We start from the raw sequence: 20713 nt of genomic DNA, 5'->3' as shown, positions 1-20713 counted from the left end.
AAAAAAACTGATGATATAAAAATGATATTTTATATATTTATAATCTTAAACAAGGCTATTATGAATGCACTTCAGGAGGTTGTAAATCTTATGAATAATGATGATATAAGAGCTTTTACGGCTTATTTGTCTAAAAAGAACAAACGTAAAGATGTAGGTAATATAGACTTGCTTAATTCTATAAAAACTGACGATATAAATGTTGAAATAAAACCATTTTCCGATAAAAAAAGTGCCGATGCCTATTACGCGCTTCGAAAAAGGCTTTACGACAGCCTTGTAGAATTTATGGCGAACCGCACTTTTGAGAATGATACGTCAGAAGAGCATGCCGTATTGCGGTTGTTGGTTGTAAGCCGCCTTTTCTTTGAGTATAAGCTTACCAAAGCTGCCTACAAATGCCTTGCGAAAGCCGAAACCATTGCCGATGGATTGGAACACTTTAGCCTGCTTAACGAAATTTATCATACCCAGATACAATTCGCGCATCTTAATCTCGCACTTCCGTTAGATGAAGTGGTACAAAAGTTTAAAGATAACAGGCATAAATTAAATCATGAGGAACAGCTTAACCTGGGGTATGCGCTTTTAAGGCGCGAACTTGCAGCTATATATCACGAGGGGAGAATAGTAGATTTTCAGGCACTTATAAAAAATACTATAGAGGCCAATGGCATTTCGCTGAAGCAGGCGTTAACGTTTAAATCGCTGTACCAGATATTGTTTATTGCCAATGAATATGCCTCCATCAATAGCGATTATGCGCTTATTACACCATTTGTTACCAAGAGTTATGCATTTATAACAGGCAGGGAAGAATTGGCCGGACGGCATCTGTATTACCATATTTACATATTGTATTTTATGGCGAACTTTCATTTCAGGAGCGGGCAGTTTACCGAAGCAACAGGATATTTGGAAAAAATGAGCATTCAGTTGCAAAAGCAGAATGGTAAATATTACAACCGTTTTTGCTTGCGGTATTTTCTGCTAAAGTCGTTGGTAGAGAATTATTCAGGGAATCCAGGGAAGGGCATTGACACTGCTGAAAAAGCCTTGGCACAGCATAAAAAAGCCGATGCTATAGATGTAAACGATCTTCGCCTTGCGCTTATAGTGTTTTATCTTCAGCACGATGACGGAAGATCGGCTGCAAAAGAAATGATAAAGCTTGGACATTCTGATAGCTGGTACGAAAAGAAAATGGGTATGGACTGGGCTATTAAAAAGTGCCTGGTAGAAATTCTGCTGCATACCCAACAGGAAAATATAGAACTTTCCCTTTCGCGGATTAAAAGTTTTAAGCGTAGATACAAAAAATACCTGCTATCTGTAAACGAAGAAAGAGTGCTTCAGTACCTTGCCTTGATTGAGCGCTATGTGCTAAAGCCCGAAATAGCCACAACACCTAAGTTCGCCGCAATGGTAGAGCAGTTTATGGCTCAGGCACAAAAAGGCCCTAAAGATATTTTTGTAATGAGTTTCCTTGCCTGGCTATTGGCAAGGGTTAGAAAGAAAACGATTTATGATACTACTTTTGATGTGATGCAGTATTATTTCTCGCCATCCCATTCGGCATAAAACTGCGACAGGAAGCCTTCCATATACTTATGGCGGTCTTCGGCGATGGTTTTTCCGGTTGGGGTATTCATACGGTCCTTAAGTAGTAATAGTTTTTCGTAAAAGTGGTTAAGGGTAGGGGCAGTTGTAGCCTTATATTCCTCTTTGGTCATGTTGAGGTTAGGCGCAATCGACGGATCATACAACGCCCTGTTTTTAAAGCCGCCATAATTAAAGGTACGTGCAATGCCAATAGCGCCAAGCGCATCGAGCCTGTCGGCATCCTGAACGATATCCAGTTCCAGAGAATGGAATTTCATGTCGTGGTTGCCACCTTTAAAAGAGATGTTTTCAATGATATTTACCACGTGTATAATTATATCCTCGGGCACATTCTGCGCCGATAAAAACTGCCACGCCATAGATGGACCCACAGTTTCATCACCGTTATGAAATTTGCTGTCTGCAATATCGTGTAGCAGCGCACCTAACTGAACAATTTCAAGGTTACAGTCTTCACCCTTTGCAATAAGCATAGCGTTGTTATATACACGTTCTATGTGAAACCAGTCGTGGCCGCCTTCGGCGTGTGCCAACTGTGCTTTTACAAAAGCTTTGGTAATTTCGATTAGGTTGTTCATAATGTAAATTTAGTTTTTAGCCACGAATTACACCAATTTCCACAAATGATTTATGTGAAATTTACATCAAGGATTTAAACTTTTCAAAGGCTTTTATGTAGCAATGCTCTGTACTATCTATGAAAAGATTTGTGGAGATTCGTGTAATTTGTGCGCAGACTTAAAAACAAAAAAGCCGCTTAGTAAGCGGCTTCAAGTTATTTTATAAGGGCAGGTGTAACCCATTTAAATATGTGTGATTCTTCGGGGATAACAAGTCTCTCAGAGATCCTTGCCATCCTGTCCGGAAGCTTCATAAGGAAATCACGTGCTTTTTCTGCTTCAGACGTAAGGCCGTTGATCTTGTCTATCTGCCATTTGTCAATAAGCTTTCTAAGAATGTCTACATAATCGTGAGCGGTGTAAACACCAATACGCTGTGCAGAATCAGAGAATTGCTCAAAAGCTTCGCCTATTTTCTGTCCTGATTCCCTAAGGAAGTGTGCAGGCATAACAATCTTTTGCTTCATCATGTACTGGAAAGCCAGCATCATTTCGCTTGGATCTACCTGGAAAATACGGTTTACGAATTCGCTGTAAGCATGGTGGTGACGCATCTCGTCGCCCGCAATAAGCTTACACATCTTAGATAGTTTCTTGTCGCCGTACTGTTTTGCAATTTGCGAAACACGGTTGTGCGACACATAAGTAGCAAGCTCCTGGAAGCTTGTATATACAAAGTTTTTGTACGGGTCACGGTCGGTGCCAATATCAAAACCATCGTTAATTAAGTATTGTGTAGTAATCTCTACCTCGCGCATGTTAATACGTCCAGACAGGTAAAGATATTTATTTAGCAGGTCGCCGTGGCGGTTTTCTTCGCCTGTCCAGTTGCGAACCCATTTAGACCAGCCATTTCCGCCATTGTCTATCTGGTTAACACCTTCCACGTCCATTAGCCATGATTCGTATGTAGGCAAAGCCTCTTCAGTAATTGTATCGCCAATAAGTACCACCCAGAAATCATAAGGCAGGTCTTTAGCTATTTCGCGCAGTTCTCTAACCTCCTCAAAGAAATTTTCATTTTGGGAGTCAGGCAGCAGGTCGCTTGGCTGCCAGATGTTTTCGACCGGTATAAGGTAGTTCTCAACAAAAGAATCGATATTCTTTTCCAGGAGCTGCATTACTTCCAGGCGAACATTTTTTGTAGACATAGTTTCTAATTTTTTATTCCTTGTATTACTGCATTCTCTGTTCTCTCCATCACTTCTTCAAAAGGAATATTTTTGATGGCAAAAGGTTCCTGTATTGTAAAAGTTAAACGATTGCCCAAACCTAACGGGAACTTGCCAAAACGGTCAAGCCTCCACGAATTGTTTATACTAATAGGTACAATGTACGCAGAAGGGGCGAATTTGCAAAGTATTTTAAGTCCGTTTTCACTAAACTTCTTAGGAACTCCGGTCTTGCTTCGGGTACCTTCGGGGAAGATTACGGTAGAGCGATTGTGCTTTTGTATGTATTCGGCCATGCCTTTAATTGCCGGCAGTGCCTGTTTAGGATCTTTCCTGTCTATTAAAACGGAACCACCATGCCTTAAATTGTATGACACACTAGGTATTCCTTTCCCTAATTCTTTCTTACTGATAAATTTAGGGTGAAATTTACGCATAAACCAGATAATCGGCGGTATGTCGTTCATGCTTTGGTGATTTGCCACTATAATAAGCGGTACACCTGCAGGTATTTTTTCACGGCCTTCAATCTTATACGTAGTAAATAGTATAAGCGATGTTCTTATAAGACACGCATTTAGAAAGTCTACACTTTTTTTATGAGCCTGGTAACCAAACAAATTAAAGCATATCCACTGTACCGGATGAAAGATTAAAAGGAACAGTAGGAATACTATATAATAAATTATGGATAAGGGATAGGATAATATCTTTTCCATGTATGTTGCTAAAAATTCGCGTAAAAGTAGTGCCTTTTTTGTTAATACTAAAAAGTTTTAGTATGCCTGCATAGTACCCTAAAAATAAAGCCACGCTTGTGGGCGTGGCTTTTATCATTTTGTTGTTTGCGGTTTAGCAAAACTCGTCGTAAGCATCTTTTAGGTTCTCTGCGATCATATCGGCAGGTCTTCCTTCAATGTGGTGACGCTCAAGCATGTGCACAAGTTCACCATTTTTAAATAATGCCATACTTGGAGATGATGGAGGGAAAGGGAACATATTTGCCCTTGCCTCGTCTACCGCGTCTTTATCAACACCCGCAAATACCGTGATAAGATGATCAGGTTTTTTTGCGTTGTCTAAGCTCATTTTAGCACCCGGCCTTGCGTTACGTGCTGCACATCCGCACACAGAATTTACTACTACAAGTGTAGTTCCTTCTTTAGATATTGCATCTTTTACCGCATCGGCTGTATATAGGTCTTCAAAACCAGCGTCAGAAAGCTCTGCGCGCATTGGCTTTACTAATTCTTCTGGATACATAGTATAGTATTCTTTAATAAGTTAATTAACTGCTACAAAGATACGCATTTTTTATGCCAAACATAAAACCGCAAACTTTTTTGTTACAGATTGCCTATCCGGCGAAACAGCGCTGCAATAAATAATCCTTTCGGGCATTTGGATATAACGCCCAGATCTTCAGAAAATGTAGTTTCTTCATCCAGGAATTTAAAGATAGGTGCCGCCTTGCCGCCTTTAAACATCGACGAGAAAATAGCCGATCCTTTTTGGTTGGTGCGTGCCAGTATATCCAAAAGCAGCAGGTCGTAAAACCAAAACTTATTCTTTTTATGAAAAGTGGTAAAATCATCCTGAGTTTGCAGGAAATGCACCAGTGCTTTCGATTTTTTATCGGCATGCCTAAAAGTATAACCTGTGCTGGCTTTCGTCCATCCGCCGGCAGAACCAATATTGATTATGTTTTCCGTGTTGTTTTTCCAGAAAGGGAAGGATGTCATGGGTATACTTCCTCTTTCTTCGTCTACAATCTCGTAACTATCTACGCCCAGATTTTTCAGGTATTCCTCAATAGCCTGTTCGTATTCGGCATCTGCCAAAAGATCCTTCGAAAATAATGTATACTCTACGATAGCTTCCGTAGCACTAAATGGCAACACATACATAAAACGGGTGTTTCCTTTTTGCTTAATGCTAAAATCCATGAAGGTGGGCTTGTCAGCTTTAAATACAGGTTTGGTTGTCTTTACATGCCAACCAATAAAATGCTGCTGTAATAGCGGGTATTTTGTTTGCGATGCAGGAATTGCAGGGTTGTATATGCTATTAAAGAGCTTATTGCAGGTATAATTTTCGGTTCCTGTTTTTACAAGCACATTAAAACCGGAATCTGCAAAATCAATTACTTTCTGCTGAACGAACGCTACGTTCGGATACTTTTTAAGTTCTGACTGTACATAGCTGTAAAAATCTGCACCGCGAATCATTTTGTAGGTGTAACCATCAAAGTCAAGATCGTTACTGAATTTCTCGTTTGCAAATACGGCAGTATTCCACTGTTTGAATAATATTGTGTCCCAATATCCTTCGCCTTTCTGCCAAAAACACCAGGTCCTGTCGTTAGCCTGTTTGATTTCAGGATCTATTAGGAGTATCGACTTATCCTCAAATTTACCCGACTGCACCATACGGTATACTGTCATTAACGAAGCCAGTCCGGCACCTGCAAATATGTAGTTATAATGTTTCATTCACTATCAAAAATAGGTAATTGTCCTGTTAATAAAACTTTAAATATTTAGCCTTGCCTAAAAAAGTTTTTACTCTAATCAAATTAGCGTATATTTGTTATTATTATAATGCTGAGAATGACCTACTCTGAAGAGAATTACCTTAAAGTTATATACCATCTTTCCCTTAACCAGACTAAAGGAATTACCACAAATGCCATCGCCAATGTAATGGAGAGTAAGCCGTCATCGGTTACCGATATGGTTCAAAAACTTGCCGACAAAAACCTGGTGATCTATAAAAAATACCAAGGCGTTTCATTGACTGATGAAGGCCGTTTTATGGCATTGATGATTGTGCGCAAACACCGCCTTTGGGAAGTTTTTCTGGTAGAAAAGCTCGATTTTTCGTGGGACGAGGTACATGATGTTGCCGAACAACTGGAACATATTAAAAGTGAAAAGTTAACGGATAAACTGGAAGAGTTCTTAGATTTCCCTACCGAAGACCCGCATGGTGACCCAATACCCGACCGTAATGGAAAAATTGCCAATGTAGATAAGAAGTTGCTTTCTGAAATGATTGTTGGCAAAAAAGTAATATGTGTAGGGGTTAAAGATAGCTCTTCGGCATTTTTACAATACTTAGACAAACAGCAGATAGCACTTGGTTCTGCCATAGAAGTTATCAGCAAAGAAGATTTTGATATGTCCTTAACCATTAAGCTTGGCGACAAGCAGGTAACGGTGTCTAACAAGATAGCGGCCAACCTGTTCGTTAAATCTGTATAATTATGCAAAACCGAAATAGCCATTCGCTGGAAGAAGTTCACGAGTCGGTAGCTGTAGGGCAAAATACCTCAGTCTGGAAAAAAGTGCTGGCCTTTTTTGGCCCTGCCTATATGATAAGTGTTGGTTATATGGACCCCGGAAACTGGGCAACCGATATTGCCGGAGGTAGCCAGTTTGGTTACTCGCTGCTGTGGGTATTGCTTATGAGTAATATTATGGCGTTGCTATTGCAAAGTCTTAGTGCCCGTCTGGGAATAGTTAGCCGTAGGGATTTAGCCCAGGCATCGCGCGAGACTTATTCAAAAGGAATCAATTACTTTTTATATGGCCTTGCCGAAATTGCCATTGCTGCCTGCGACCTTGCAGAGGTACTGGGTATGGCTATCGGTTTAAAATTGTTGTTCGACCTGCCTTTATTATGGGGTGTGGGTATCACAATGTTTGACACCTTCCTTCTGTTGTTCCTGATGAATAAGGGTATCAAAAAAATGGAAGCGTTTATCATAGGCCTTATAGCTATCATCGGCCTATCGTTCATGGCAGAGATGTTCTTTGCACAACCCGATATGGGAGAGGTGGCGAAAGGGCTTATTCCGTCCATTCCAAGCGATGCAGCATTGTATATTGCTATTGGTATTATAGGCGCTACGGTTATGCCACATAATCTCTACCTGCATTCATCTTTGGTACAGACACGTAAATTCGACCGTACATTTAAGGGTATAAAGCAGGCTATACGCTATAATTTTATAGATTCTATTATTGCGCTTAATATGGCATTTTTTGTCAATGCTGCCATATTAATATTAGCCGCAGCTACTTTCTATACTGCCGGAAGGCACGATGTTGCCGATATTCAGGATGCCCACCAACTGCTTGCCCCTATGTTAGGATCGGGTTGGGCGGCGACGCTGTTTGCGCTGGCGTTAATTGCCGCGGGGCAAAGTTCTACCATTACAGGTACACTTGCCGGACAAATAGTTATGGAGGGTTACCTTAACCTGCGTATACAACCCTGGGTGCGCCGTATTATTACACGGTTAATAGCCATTGCTCCGGCCTTTTTTACAATCTTATATTTTGGGGAAGAATCTACCGGAGAGCTATTGGTTTTCAGCCAGGTAGTATTGAGCCTTCAATTGGGCTTTGCTATTATTCCGCTTATCCATTTTGTGAGCGACAAGAGCAAGATGAATGAGTTTACTATAGGTAAATTCACTAAAATATCGGCGTGGGTTATTGCCCTTGTTATTGTTTCGCTTAATGCAAAACTGGTTTACGACGAGATAGGCAGCTGGCTTGCGGCATCTGAGAATCCTCTATGGATATGGCTTACGGTAATACCAATTGCTTTTATAGCAGGAGGGGTGTTGTTGTATATCATCATCAATCCGTTTGTTAGAAAGGGCAGGGCAGAAGTACCTCATGTGCCACATATCGATGAAGTTATTGTTCAGGAGCAATCGGGTAAGATAGTTTACAACAATATCGCCATTGCGTTAGATTTTTCTAAAGCCGATGTAAAAAGTGTTGCAAGTGCTATGCAGCTTGGTGGTAAAGATGCTACGTATACCCTTATACATGTTGTTGAAACCGTTGGGGCTATGCTGCACGGCGATCTGGCAAGCGATCATGAAACTGCATCCGATAAAGATTACCTTTCTAAATACAAACTGGCATTAGAAGAAAAAGGCTATACCATAAACACTCAGCTTAGTTTTGGAAGCCCCAAAAAGCAAATACCTAAAATTGTAAACGAAGCCGGTAATTTTGATATCCTTATCCTGGGAGCTCATGGACATAACTGGATAAAAGACCTCATTTTTGGTACAACTGTTGATGCTGTTCGCCATAAGGTTACTATCCCGGTGCTTATTATTAAGGATTGAAAAAAGGTTTACAGATAAGTAAGATTTAACTACACCCACAATCAGGGCCGCAATCGCCAGACTTTTTCTTTTTAAAGAAGTATTTCTTTATTAAAAAAGCTACTGCGCCGCCTACGATTATGTATACTAGTATGCTTTGTATATCCATGATATTATTTTAAAAGCTGATAGGTAATCAGCGATACCACATAAGCAAAACCGCTCATTCCTATTAACTGTATAAGAGGCCATTTCCATGAATTGGTCTCTTTTTTTGTAATAGCCAGCGTACTTATGCACTGCATTGCAAAAGCATAGAACAGCAATAATGATACCCCGGTTGCAAAATTGAATACTTTTTTTCCGGTAAGTGGATCAATTTCAGCATTCATACGCTGTTTAATAGTGGCTTCGTCTTCCCCACTGCTGCCAATATTATAGATGGTAGCAAGAGTTCCTACAAATACTTCACGTGCAGCGAATGATGATACTATGGCAATACCGATTTTCCAGTCGTAACCCAATGGGCGAATTACAGGCTCAATACTTTTACCCATAATACCTATGTAAGAGTTTTCTAATTGGTATGATGTAATTTTATCATTCAGTTCATTTTCCGGCAGCGATTTGTTTTCCGGTTGATGAGAGATAATTTCTTCCGCATTTTTAAAGCCTTCACCCGGGCCATGCGATCCTAAGAACCAGATGATGATAGACAATGCCAGTATTATTTTACCCGCACCATATACAAATGCTTTTGTTTTTTCTAGCACATTAAGCCCTACATTCTTAAACAGCGGAAGTTTGTAGTTTGGCATTTCTGCCACAAAAAAACTCTTATGCTTTATTTTAAGTATCTTGTTTAATATCCAAGCCGAAAGCAATGCGCCTCCGAAACCTAAAAGGTACAGCAGCATAAGCGTTAGCCCCTGAAGGTTGAAAACGCCCAACACCATTTTCTCCGGAATGATAAGTGATATTAATATTGTGTAAACGGGAAGCCTTGCAGAACAGGTAGTAAATGGCGTTACTAAAATAGTAATTAGCCTTTCGCGCCAGTTCTCTATGTTTCGCGCCGCCATAATAGCCGGGATAGCACATGCAGTACCCGATATTAACGGAACCACACTCTTACCGCTAAGGCCAAAGCGTTTCATTATCTTATCCATTAAAAATACTACACGGCTCATGTAGCCGCTTTCTTCAAGGACGGATATAAAGAGGAATAAAAATGCAATTTGCGGAATAAATATAACCACACCACCAATACCCGGAATGATACCCTGGGAAATAAGGTCGGTTAGTTTACCCGGTGGTAAATGGGTTTCGGTATAGCTTGCGAGTGAAGCAAAACTCTCATCGATAAAATCCATAGGTATGCTGGACCATGAAAATATCGACTGGAATATAAGCATCAGTATTCCAAAGAAAATAATGTAGCCAAATACCTTATGGGTAAGTACACGGTCTAGCTTTGCACGCAGGTCATTCGCTTTACTGTTATCAACGGTTTGCCCTTCTTTAAGCACGTCATTAATAAACTGGTATCGCTTAATAGTTTCCTTCTGCTGCATACGTTTCAGGTCGGCCTTGGTCTTAGCGAAAGAACTGTTGTTTTCAATTTCTTTACGTTCCAGCTGTCCAAAATTAACATCCTGCGTGATTACGAGCCAAAGCTTATACAGTAAATGGTTTGGAAATGCTTTTCGCAGTCCGTTAAAATAGTCGGTATCTATGCTGGAAGCATTAAGGCATGGCTCTGTAGGAAGTGTGCCATAATTAACTATTAGTTCTTTAATGTCTTCAATACCGGTGCCTTTACGCGAACTTACAAGTGCTATACGTGTTTTAAGCAGGCGTTCAAGATAAGGTATATCTAACGAGATGCCTTTGCGATCCATCCTGTCGCTCATATTGATAACAAGTATGGTAGGTAGTTCAAGGTCTTTTATCTGGGTAAAAAGCAGCAGGTTACGTTTAAGATTTTCTACATCTGTAACTACGACGGCAACATCGGGATAATCTTTGTCATTTTTATTTAAAAGCAGTTCTATAACCACATTCTCATCCATAGAGCTGGCGTTAAGGCTGTAGGTTCCGGGAAGATCCATAACAGTGCCCTTTGTGCCATTAGGCAGTTTGCATGAGCCTATTTTACGCTCTACTGTAATACCGGGGTAGTTGCCCACCTGTTGGTTAAGGCCCGTAAGCTGGTTAAAAACCGAGGTCTTTCCGGTATTAGGGTTACCAATAAGTGCAATTTTTATGTTTAAAAGATTGTGAGCTGCCATGCGGGTAGTTATGGTATAAGTTCAACGTCAATTTCTGCGGCAGTTTCCAGCCGTATGGCCACATGGCTTTCATTAACGTTGATGTAAATAGGGTCGCCCATAGGGGCTACCTGTAAGAGTTCCACAGTGTTGCCGGGCAGGCATCCCATTTCAAGAAGCTTTAACGGAACCGCATCGATATTTAGATCGGTAATTATGGCTTTTTGGCCTTTTTTAAGCCCTGCAAGAGTGGTTTTCAATGCTATTTAGAATGAATTTAGATTGCAAAAGTATGAATTAATATTCAAACCCTCCTAGTTTTCATTGGCTGATAACCATTTAATATCATCCAGAAGCTGCTTAACATTTTTTTCACCTTCCACCTCTTTATCAAGGTTGGTACCATTATAAAAACCGCGTATACGGCCTTTTGCATCTACAAGTATAAAGTTTTCGGTATGCACCATGTCGTATAACTCCTTAGAGCTTGTGGTTTTAACGGCCAGGTACGATTTACGGGCGATGTAATAAATGTCTTCTTTCTTCCCGGTAACCAGGTTCCATTTACTGTCTATAACACCTTTCTTTTTAGCATATTCTTTAAGTACAGGAACGGTATCGATATCCGGGGTTACAGAGTGTGATAATAGCATTACTTTCGGGTTGTCTTTAATCTGGCTTTGCAGCCACTCCATATTGGTTGTCATTATAGGGCAGATGGTAGGGCAGGTGGTAAAAAAGAAATCGGCTACATAAATCTTTTCTTTGTAGTCGTCCTGTGTAATGGTTTTTCCGTTTTGGTTGGTAAAGGCAAAATCGGCTATTTTGTGATTTTTGGCAACATATTGTACCGTGCTGTCTACCAGTTCTGGGTTAACGTCTGCCGGGCTATACACTTTAAGCTGTTTTTTCGGAGTAAGCGCACCATTAAAAAGAAAGAGGATACCTGCCGATAGAATAATAAGCACGATAAAAAAGATCTTATATTTTTTGAAGAATTGTAACATTGGGAATAGTTTTTGCAAAATTAAGAAACAACGGCTTATAAAAATAAAGTAATAGCATCCTAATGTGCTTTACGAAGAGTATTTCTGCATATTTAACAGATTTACCCCTTCTTATATAGCCTAACTTTATATTTTTGTAAGCTACACGATTAAAACACGAATTATATGAAAATACCTTTCAATGCAAAATATGCCGCTGCAGCACTTGTGCTGGGTGGAACAGTTTGCAATGTACAAACGGCGAATGCTCAGGAGAAACCGGGCATTAATGTTTCTTATATGGATAAGAAAGTAAAGCCGGGCGATGATTTCTTTAGATATGTAAACGGTACGTGGGTAGATAATACCCAGATTCCATCGGATAAAACCCGTTGGGGAAGTTTTGATGAACTTCGCGAAAACACCAATAATGATGCTCTTGCTATTCTTAAGGAAGCAGCGGCTAATAAAAACCTGAAATCTACATCAGACCAGGGTAAAGCAGCCAACCTGTATAAAACCATAATGGATACCGTGTCAAGAAACAAGCAGGGTATTGCTCCGCTTAAACCTTACCTTGCTAAAATAGACAAGGTAAAAAATGCTAAAGACCTTGAAAAGCTGCTTATAGAAATGGAGCCACAAGGGGGTATCGGCTTCTTTGGTATGGGCATTGGTGCCGATGCAAAAGACAGTAACAGGAATATTGTAAACATTGGTCCCGGAAGCCTTGGTTTACCGGACAGGGATTATTATGTTTCTGACGATGCCGACAGTAAAGAAAAGCGCGAGCTTTATGTTAAGCACGTAGCACGCATGCTTAAATATTTAGGCTATAAAGATGCCGATGCGCTTAAGCAGGCTAACAGCATACTTGCACTCGAAACGGCTATGGCACAACCAAGACTTGACAGGGTTGAGCGCCGTGACAGGAGAAAGACTTATAACTTTATGACTGTTGCCGATCTTCAGAAGCTTACACCATCTATCAACTGGGTAACTTATTTTAACGGTATAGGTATAAAATTTAAGGCTACCGATTCATTAAACGTTTCGCAGCCAAAATATATGGAGGCTTTTGAGCAAATGCTTAAAGCAAACAAAGTAGACGAGTGGAAAGCCTACATGAAATGGACGGTTTTAAACCATTCGTCAGACCTGCTTTCTACCGATATAGAAACTGCTAACTGGGAGTTTTACAGCAAAACCCTTAGAGGTGCGCTAAAAGAAGAAACCCGCGATAAAAATGCACTTCAGACTATAAACGGTACTGTGGGTGAGGCATTAGGAAAACTTTATGTAGAGAAAAAATTCCCTGCAGAGGCTAAGGCCAAAGCCGAAGCAATGATTAAAAATGTAATGCAGGCTTTTGAAAACCGAATTAACCGCCTGCCGTGGATGGCAAAATCTACAAGGGAAAATGCGGTAACTAAACTGCGCAAGCTTAATGTAAAGATTGGCTATCCTGATAAATGGAAAGACTATTCTGCACTTACACTACAAAGCCCTGCCGAGGGTGGTACCTTCTTTAGCAACATGCAAAACGTTACAAAATGGAGCTTTAAAGATGATCTTGATAAGCTGTACAAACCTGTAGATAAAACAGAGTGGGGTATGTCTCCGCAAACAGTTAATGCTTATTTTAATCCGTCTTACAACGAAATTGTTTTTCCTGCTGCTATCCTTCAGCCGCCATTTTATGACTATAAAGCCGATGAGGCTGTTAACTACGGTGGAATTGGTGCAGTTATAGGCCATGAAATATCGCATGGTTTTGATGATTCAGGATCACGTTACAATGCAGAAGGTAACCTTGTAAACTGGTGGAGTGATGAAGATCTTGAGAAATTTACAGGCCTTGGCGGCAACCTTGCCGATCAGTACAGTGCGCTACAGCCACTACCGGGTATTTATGTAGATGGTAAATTTACACTTGGCGAAAACATTGGCGACCTTGGTGGCGTTAACGCTGCATACGACGGACTTCAGCTTTACCTTAAACAAAATGGTAACCCCGGATTAATTGATGGTTATACGCCTGAGCAGCGTTTCTTTATTTCATGGGCAACCATATGGAGAACCAAAGCAAGGGATGAAGCTGTTAAGAACCAGGTAAAAACAGATCCGCACTCTCCGGGTATGTACAGGGCGTATGTGCCGCTACAAAATGTTGATGCATTTTACGATGCATTTAATATTAAACCGGGTGATGGAATGTATGTTTCTCCCGATAAACGTGTTAAGATCTGGTAAGCTTTTGGCTATCAATAAATAATATCTTTAAAACCTGCGATTTATGTCGCAGGTTTTTTTATTTTTATATTAATTTACTGTAAATGAGGTTTCCCGTAACCACAATTGAAAGTTTCGGTATTATTTTTGGCGAATAATAAATGGAGGTATTGGCAAAAGGTTTAAACGTATTGGGTATAGACGACCATATGGTTGTATTAGAAGGGTATCATTCTATATTTAGGTTATTGGATTACGATCAGGAGCTTAATTTTACTAAAGCAAATGATTGTAAGTCCGGATATGAAATTATAGAAAGCCGCAAGGCAAACCCATTTGATATTGCTATTGTGGATTATAGTATACCGGATTTTCCGGAAAAGCAGCTTTATACGGGGCAGGATATGGCTTTGCTGTTAAGGCAGACTATGCCTGCATGCAAAATTATTATGATGACCATGCATAAAGAAATGGAAATCATGTCGGGTATACTTAATAGTATAAAACCGGAAGGCTTTATAAACAAGAGTGATTGCAATACCGATGAACTTGCTGATGGTTTTAAAACAGTGCTTACCAATAATACTTATTACTCTAAAACTATATCAACTTATCTTAAACGAATAGAAAAAGGCAATCTTCTTGACGATGTTGATATTAAAATTATAATGCTACTTTCTAAAGGTATTAAAAACAAAAACCTTAGCAAATATATACCGCTATCGGATAGTGCCATAGAAAAAAGAAAGTATAAAGCAAAAAAGATACTGGATGTAACCGGCGACGACGAAGCTCTTATTGCCGAAGCAAGAAAACAGGGTTATATGTAATTAGGATATTATACAAGATATTTCTTATTTAATGATTTTCAATTCGACAATTTCGGTAACTTGACGGCTGAGATCCCGGGAAACAACATACTACTATAGAAATTCTTTTGAATTTTTCGGCAAGGTGGAAGCGCAATGCGTCCAATCTATATAAAAAACTAAAATATGAAAAGGTGCTTTTTCCTGATATTGCTGTCATTACTGGGTTGTAGTAGCTACAAAATTAAAGAAAATCGACCGGAAGGTTTATACGAAACGAGGTCTCAAAAATTTTATGGTAAAATCGAACTAAGTGAAGATTTCTCGTTTACGTATAACTATAAAATTGGTCTTATAGATACACAAAGTAAAGGAATATGGGTTAACAAGGGTGACAAATTACTTTTACAAAGTGAAAAAAGCTATTTGACAAATAGTATGACTGTCGAAGAATTAAGAACTAGTAATGGAGAGCTTATAATTCAAGATGCAAATAAAATTAGAATTGAAGGTGCTGTTGTCTCATTTAATGATGATAATAATTCTTTTGAAAGTAATGAGGAGGGAATTGTTCGGATATCCCAAAATAAAAAAGTTACTAGTATAAAAGTTTTTTTCTTGGGAGAAAAATATGTGTACGATTTGCTATTGAAGAATAGCAATAGTTATTTGTTAACTATTTATTTATCTGATTTAAGTAAAACATATTTTGATAATGAATTGTTAAAAATCAAAAATGGCTATATATCAAATAAATCCGGTATGAAATTTTATAAAACTGAAAATTGATTAATCTTCATAAATATTTATAATAAATCTTACAGCGTCAATTAAACTAGTAAGAGACAACAAAATCAATTACATTTCAATCCTAAAGCTTAAAGGATATTTCGTATATTATTACGTTATTTTAATTTCAAAATGTACAATTCTAATCTCAAATTGTATTTTCCAATTTTAAAATGTAATCGACAAAAGATGTCAATTGTATTTGTTAAAATTTTGTTAAGTGCGGAAAACCCGCAACAGGCAGGATTTTGATTTTCCTTACTTTGTTATAGTTAATACAGCAGATCTTTTAGTCCCCAAGTACCTTAAGATAAGCATATAGAAAGCCGGATTTGTACCAATCAATCAAATCTAAAATCCGGTTTTCATTCAGTAACCTGGTACTGCTGCCGGCCTTGTTTTTCTGCTAGATTTGCAGGCATGGCAGTGTAAACCCGGTTATCACGTAAAATCTTCACGTGTGTGGGCCGACGGGCGAGACCTTTGAATAACTTAAAAGTCTTGCCCCAGAGCCTCTTTAAAATTGTAACCCAACACCTTTATTACTTTTTCAGCACTTATTGCTTTTCCGTTGGATGGTTTTTTATGGTTGAATTTTGGCGAAGGAAGCCCTAACGATAATGCTTTTTTTGTATAATATTCTTCGCGGGTAGGATGGTCGGGATGTACACCGTTAAAAATTTCTCCCCATGCATTTTTTTCAATGATCTTCTCAATAATTCGGATACAGTCATTACGGTGAATAAGATTTACCGGTCCGTAAGGATTTTCAAGGTTGTCTCTACCGGCAAGGAATTTTACGGGCTGGCGGTCTTCACCTATCAAGCCACCGAAGCGAAGCACTGTTGTTTTAAAATTGGGATTTTGTAGCAGTAATTGTTCTGATTCCAGTAATTGTTTACCGCTTTCGGTTTCAGGTGCCGCCGGGGTTTCTTCGGTTACAACCGAGTTATCATCTGAATATACCGATGTAGAGCTTACAAACAGTACGTTTTTAATCCCTGCGGTTTCAATATAAGGAATAAGTATTTTTATCTTATCGGTAAAACTCTCTTTGTTTTCTCCCCTTAATTTGGGTGGAATATCAATAATAAGTATATCGCTTTCGCGGAGAAAGGATTCAATATCACCGTCGGCTCCATCAGCCGTAAGGCTAATTAAAAACGGAAGGATACCCGCTGAATTAAACCCATCTACCTTCTCGGTTGAAGTTGTTGATCCCTTAACGGTGAATCCGTTTTTAAGTAACGATTTTGCTAACGGAAAGCCTAGCCATCCGCAGCCCAAGATAGATATTTGTGGCATTAGGATATATCTTTTCTAACCAGTATATAATAGTCGTTTTCCAAAGGCATGTAGCCCTGCTCGTACACAAAGTAGTAAGTGTTTCCGGTTTTAGTGATAAGCAGGTTGGTAAAATATTCAAAGTCGAAACCCTTGCTCATAAGCTTAGATTTCGTGGTTTTGGTTTTGCCTTCTACATTAATTTCACTTAAAATACGGTTATTTTTGCGCAAACGGTTATTAATGTTGCGCATAAAATTATTGCTGTCTTTGTTTATTTTATTGTTCCAGGCATTACGGCAGGCATCGCTGCAAAACTTCTTGTCTTCGCGACCTACAATTTTTTCGCCGCACTCGGGGCAGTTACGTGTCATAACTTACTAACTCTTTTTAGTTCTTGTACTGGTTTTAGCAGCAGGTTTAGCTGCTGCAGGGCTTGCACCCGATATTTTTGGTGGCTTTGCAGCACTTGCTTTTAGCGTTGTTCGTGGTGCTTTTGCTGTAGCTGTAATTTCCTTTTCTTCAATTTTGGGGTCTGCAGGTGTTTCAGATTTAGCTGTGGCTTTTAATTTATACAGGTCAAGGCGGCGGTCTTTTAATATACGCACACTTCCAAATTCATGTAGTTCCTTAAGTAAATCCAGATCTACGTCTACAATAATGGTCATCTCTGTATTTGGCGTAGCTTCTGCCTTAATACCATTACTTGGAAATGAAAAATCAGATGGCGTAAACACTGCCGTTTGCGCATACTGAATATCCATGTTGTTAACCCCCGGTAGATTGCCAATACAACCCGCAATCGCCACATAACACTCGTTCTCTATAGCCCGAGCCTGTGCACAATGCCTAACACGGGTATAACCATTTTGAGTATCTGTTAAGAAAGGTACAAATAAAATCTCCATGCCTTCATCTGCCATAAGGCGCGACAATTCAGGGAACTCCACATCGTAGCATATCATGATACCGATCTTTCCACAATCGGTGTCAAATGTACGAATTTCGTTACCACCTACCATGCCCCAGTAGTTAACCTCGTTGGGAGTAATGTGAATTTTAGTATACATTTCTGATGTACCATCGCGTTTGCACAAAAAGCCAACGTTGTACAGGTTGCCATCGTCTACCATTGGCATACTGCCTGTAATAATATTTATATTGTAGGATATGGCCATTTCCTGAAAACGCTTACGTATAGGTTCGCTATAGCGTGCAATTTCCCTAATGGCATCGGCTTCGTTAAGGTGGTTAAAATCGGCCATTAGCGGAGCGATAAATAGTTCCGGGAAAAGCGCAAAGTCGCTACCATAACCCGAAACAGCATCAATAAAAAACTCAGCTTGTTCAAATAGTGCTTCCACATTAGCAAGCGGACGCATCTGCCATTGCACTAATCCCAGACGTATAATGCTTTTACGGGTGTTAATAAGTACCGGGCTTTTGTCGTAGTAAATATTGTTCCACTCCATTAGTACCGCATAATCCTGCGAGTTTTTATCGCCTTCCAGATAATTGCGCATAACGCGTATAACGTGAAAGTCGTTACTCAGCTGAAAAGCCAGTACCGGGTCGTGTATTTCTTTAAGGCGTACTTTTTCTATATATTCTTTTGGGGTAAGGTCGTCGGCATGTTCGTCAAAGCCGGGCATCCTTCCTGCAAAAATTATAGAGCGCAGGTTAAGCTGTTCGCAAAGTTCTTTACGGGCTTCGTACAAACGACGGCCTAAGCGTAGACCCCTGTATTCCGGATCGATAAACACGTCTATACCATAAAGTACTTCGCCATCGTAATCGTGGGTGTCAAAACTATAGTTTCCTGTAATTTTCTCGTAGGTGTGATTGGTAGTTGCCTTTTTATGGTCTACAATAAGCGACAGGGCAGAGCCCACCACCTTGTCATCTACCAGCACTACAAGCTGACCTTCGGGGAATATATTTAAAAGCCTCTGAATGTCTTTCTCTGCCCAGTAAGGTTCGTCCATATCAAGGTCAACATCCTTATAGGCATGCTGCATAGAAACGCGCAGTTCTTTATAATCTTCTATTCTTAAATTTCGTAACTCTACTTTGTTTATCTCTGCCTGCATAAATCTGATTGTCTTTTTTATAAATATACAAAAACAATTCCGTTTGTAAACGTTTGCAACGGGTTAAGGTGTTGTTAAGATTGGAATGCAATATGAAAAGCTGAAAAATTTATGTTTTTCTACTCTAAAAGAGAATTATGTTATTTTTTGATTATCAGATGCAATTTCCGTTTGTAAACGCTTACAAATAAATACAACCGACCATAAATAGTTATTAACCGGATAAATCATAGCAACCGGCGCAACTTTGCAATGTTGAATTTCAATAGTAATTCGGCAGCAGCTTGAAAAGTATATAACGATAACAACATTAAATCTACACGCCATGAACGCATTAAAAAACAAAGTACAGCTGATAGGAAACGCAGGAGCCGACCCTGAAATAAAAATATTTGAAGCCGGTAAAAAACTTGCCCGTTTAGTTTTGGCAACCAATGAAAGCTACACAAACGACAAAGGCGAGCGCGTAACCGATACCCAATGGCACACTGTGACCGCATGGGGTAAAACTGCCGAAATTATTGAAAAGTATGTAACCAAGGGTAAAGAGCTGGCCATAGAAGGCAAGCTGACGCATCGCAGCTACGACGACAAAAATGGAGACAAGCGCTACATTACAGAAGTTGTTGTTAGTGACGTGCTGCTTTTAGGTAAATAAAACCGGTGTAAGGAGGTTTTAGCCCTTTTCCGCTTTCCCGGCGGAGAGGGCTTTTTTACGTTGATTGATTCTTAGCATAAAAAATTGAAAGCCTTTAAATTTTGTTTCAAGACAAAAGAAAACCTTTAATACAACCCCCTTGCAATTCTGTATGTGTTGGCATGTGCTTCGATGATAACCTTAATATCTGGGCTGTAGCCGCCACCCATACTGCATTGAACCGGGATCTCCAGCTTGCGAGCTAATGACAAGACAAATTCATCGCGTTGTTTACAGCCATTAAGCGAACAGCCCAGTTTGCCAAGCTTATCAGAATCGAGTATATCAACGCCACTCAGGTAAAAGATGAAATCGGGCTTTTGCCGGTCAATTAGTTTTTGGAGTGTTTCTTTAAGAATAGACAGGTACTCGGCATCTCCGGTAGTATCGGGTAGGGCAATATCAAGATCGGATACTTCCTTCTTAAATGGATAATTGCTTTTGCCGTGCATAGAGAAGGTAAATACATTATTATTACCTGTAAATATTTCGGCAGTACCATTACCCTGATGCACGTCTAAATCTACTATCAATACCTTTTTTGCCAATTTGTTGTTGATGAGATACTGTGCGGCAATCGCCTGGTCGTTCAGCAGGCAGAAAGCTTCACCGCGGTTACTATAGGCGTGATGCGTACCTCCGGCTATGTTGAAAGCAATGCCATGTTGCATAGCCTGATGCACGCCCCAGATTGTGCCTTGTGCAATACGCAGTTCGCGCTCTACCAGCTCTGCCGAAAGTGGGAAGCCAATTTTTCGAACTGCCCTTGGATCCAGCGTAAGGCTGATAAGTTCATCAACATAGGTTTTGTCGTGTACTGCCAGTATGTTTTGCATATCGGGCATGCCGGGTTCGTGAAAGTCGGTGGGTACTGCCGTTCCCTCGTACAATAATTGCTGGGGCAGCAGTTCGTACTTAATCATTGGGAAGCGATGGCCTTCCGGTAATGGGTGTTTGTATATGGGATGATATGCTATTGGGAGCATTAGCGGACTAAATAAAATTTAGGA

At 39.8% G+C, this 20713-nt stretch carries 18 protein-coding genes and 1 pseudogene; 7 read left to right on the top strand and 12 right to left on the bottom strand.

The genetic code is table 11. The features are described 5' to 3' along the window. The first annotated feature begins 60 nt into the window (after window positions 1-60). Window positions 61-1581, top strand: coding sequence for a hypothetical protein (locus ALW18_09640; GenBank protein AOE52746.1), 1521 nt, complete (start codon window positions 61-63; stop codon window positions 1579-1581). Here the strand turns inward: ALW18_09640 and ALW18_09635 are convergent. The 5 genes from ALW18_09635 to ALW18_09615 form a co-directional block, all read right to left on the bottom strand. Further along, complete coding sequence (locus tag ALW18_09635; protein AOE52745.1) at window positions 1554-2201, bottom strand: phosphohydrolase; 648 nt, start codon at window positions 2199-2201, stop codon at window positions 1554-1556. The genes ALW18_09640 and ALW18_09635 overlap by 28 nt on opposite strands. Before the next feature lie 197 nt (window positions 2202-2398). Further along, window positions 2399-3394 carry a fatty acid desaturase gene (locus ALW18_09630; protein AOE52744.1) on the bottom strand — a complete coding sequence of 332 codons (996 nt, stop codon included), beginning with the start codon at window positions 3392-3394 and terminating at the stop codon, window positions 2399-2401. Window positions 3395-3399: 5 nt separating this feature from the next. After that, on the bottom strand, window positions 3400-4134 hold the full coding sequence (locus ALW18_09625) for a glycerol acyltransferase (protein ID AOE52743.1): 735 nt from the start codon (window positions 4132-4134) through the stop codon (window positions 3400-3402). A gap of 133 nt (window positions 4135-4267) precedes the next feature. Then, the gene (locus tag ALW18_09620; protein AOE52742.1) at window positions 4268-4678 is read right to left on the bottom strand and encodes a hypothetical protein; all 411 of its coding nucleotides are present in this window, start codon (window positions 4676-4678) and stop codon (window positions 4268-4270) included. An 83-nt stretch (window positions 4679-4761) separates the two neighbouring features. Then, window positions 4762-5907 (bottom strand): lycopene cyclase, encoded by a 1146-nt coding sequence (locus ALW18_09615; GenBank protein ID AOE52741.1) that lies wholly within the window; start codon window positions 5905-5907, stop codon window positions 4762-4764. A gap of 117 nt (window positions 5908-6024) precedes the next feature. Between ALW18_09615 and ALW18_09610 the strand changes: the two genes are divergently transcribed. Together ALW18_09610 and ALW18_09605 are read left to right on the top strand one after the other, a co-directional pair. Continuing rightward, entirely contained in the window at window positions 6025-6678 is a 654-nt protein-coding gene (locus ALW18_09610; GenBank protein AOE52740.1) for an iron-dependent repressor, read from the top strand. Window positions 6679-6680: 2 nt separating this feature from the next. Then, window positions 6681-8567: an iron transporter gene (locus ALW18_09605; GenBank protein ID AOE52739.1), complete on the top strand. Its 1887-nt coding sequence runs from the start codon at window positions 6681-6683 to the stop codon at window positions 8565-8567. Window positions 8568-8719: 152 nt separating this feature from the next. On the opposite strand, the gene ALW18_09600 is transcribed toward ALW18_09605, so the two are convergent. The 3 genes from ALW18_09600 to ALW18_09590 are packed head-to-tail and all read right to left on the bottom strand — an operon-like array spanning window position 8720 to window position 11823. Next, entirely contained in the window at window positions 8720-10837 is a 2118-nt protein-coding gene (locus tag ALW18_09600; GenBank protein ID AOE52738.1) for an iron transporter FeoB, read from the bottom strand. An 8-nt stretch (window positions 10838-10845) separates the two neighbouring features. Beyond that, window positions 10846-11076, bottom strand: coding sequence for an iron transporter (locus tag ALW18_09595; protein AOE52737.1), 231 nt, complete (start codon window positions 11074-11076; stop codon window positions 10846-10848). 54 nt (window positions 11077-11130) lie between these two features. Further along, a complete protein-coding gene (locus ALW18_09590) occupies window positions 11131-11823 on the bottom strand; it encodes a cytochrome C oxidase assembly protein (protein ID AOE52736.1) in 693 nt (230 codons plus the stop codon). A 207-nt stretch (window positions 11824-12030) separates the two neighbouring features. Here ALW18_09590 and ALW18_09585 point away from each other — a divergent pair, with 207 nt between their 5' ends. From ALW18_09585 to ALW18_09575, 3 genes are all read left to right on the top strand, one after another. Further along, complete coding sequence (locus ALW18_09585; GenBank protein AOE54371.1) at window positions 12031-14055, top strand: endothelin-converting protein; 2025 nt, start codon at window positions 12031-12033, stop codon at window positions 14053-14055. Window positions 14056-14195: 140 nt separating this feature from the next. Continuing rightward, entirely contained in the window at window positions 14196-14864 is a 669-nt protein-coding gene (locus ALW18_09580; protein ID AOE52735.1) for a hypothetical protein, read from the top strand. A 165-nt stretch (window positions 14865-15029) separates the two neighbouring features. After that, a complete protein-coding gene (locus ALW18_09575) occupies window positions 15030-15632 on the top strand; it encodes a hypothetical protein (protein AOE52734.1) in 603 nt (200 codons plus the stop codon). Window positions 15633-16124: 492 nt separating this feature from the next. Here ALW18_09575 and ALW18_09570 read toward each other — a convergent pair whose 3' ends face one another. The 3 genes and pseudogenes from ALW18_09570 to ALW18_09560 form a co-directional block, all read right to left on the bottom strand. Then, window positions 16125-16937 carry an epimerase gene (locus ALW18_09570; GenBank protein ID AOE52733.1) on the bottom strand — a complete coding sequence of 271 codons (813 nt, stop codon included), beginning with the start codon at window positions 16935-16937 and terminating at the stop codon, window positions 16125-16127. Next, window positions 16937-17290 carry a hypothetical protein gene (locus ALW18_09565; GenBank protein AOE52732.1) on the bottom strand — a complete coding sequence of 118 codons (354 nt, stop codon included), beginning with the start codon at window positions 17288-17290 and terminating at the stop codon, window positions 16937-16939. The genes ALW18_09570 and ALW18_09565 overlap by 1 nt, the downstream gene beginning before the upstream one ends. A gap of 189 nt (window positions 17291-17479) precedes the next feature. Next, window positions 17480-19006, bottom strand: a pseudogene (locus ALW18_09560) (carbon-nitrogen hydrolase). Window positions 19007-19331: 325 nt separating this feature from the next. Here ALW18_09560 and ALW18_09555 point away from each other — a divergent pair. Next, a complete protein-coding gene (locus ALW18_09555) occupies window positions 19332-19664 on the top strand; it encodes a single-stranded DNA-binding protein (GenBank protein AOE52731.1) in 333 nt (110 codons plus the stop codon). Window positions 19665-19789: 125 nt separating this feature from the next. On the opposite strand, the gene ALW18_09550 is transcribed toward ALW18_09555, so the two are convergent. Then, window positions 19790-20689, bottom strand: coding sequence for a deacetylase (locus ALW18_09550; GenBank protein ID AOE52730.1), 900 nt, complete (start codon window positions 20687-20689; stop codon window positions 19790-19792). Window positions 20690-20713 lie beyond the last annotated feature (24 nt).

The sequence above is a fragment of the Flavobacterium psychrophilum genome, assembly GCA_001708385.1.
GTDB classification, from domain to species: Bacteria; Bacteroidota; Bacteroidia; order Flavobacteriales; family Flavobacteriaceae; genus Flavobacterium; species Flavobacterium psychrophilum_A.
Note: the sequence above shows the minus strand (reverse complement) of the source record. Positions and strands in the feature narration are given on the sequence as shown.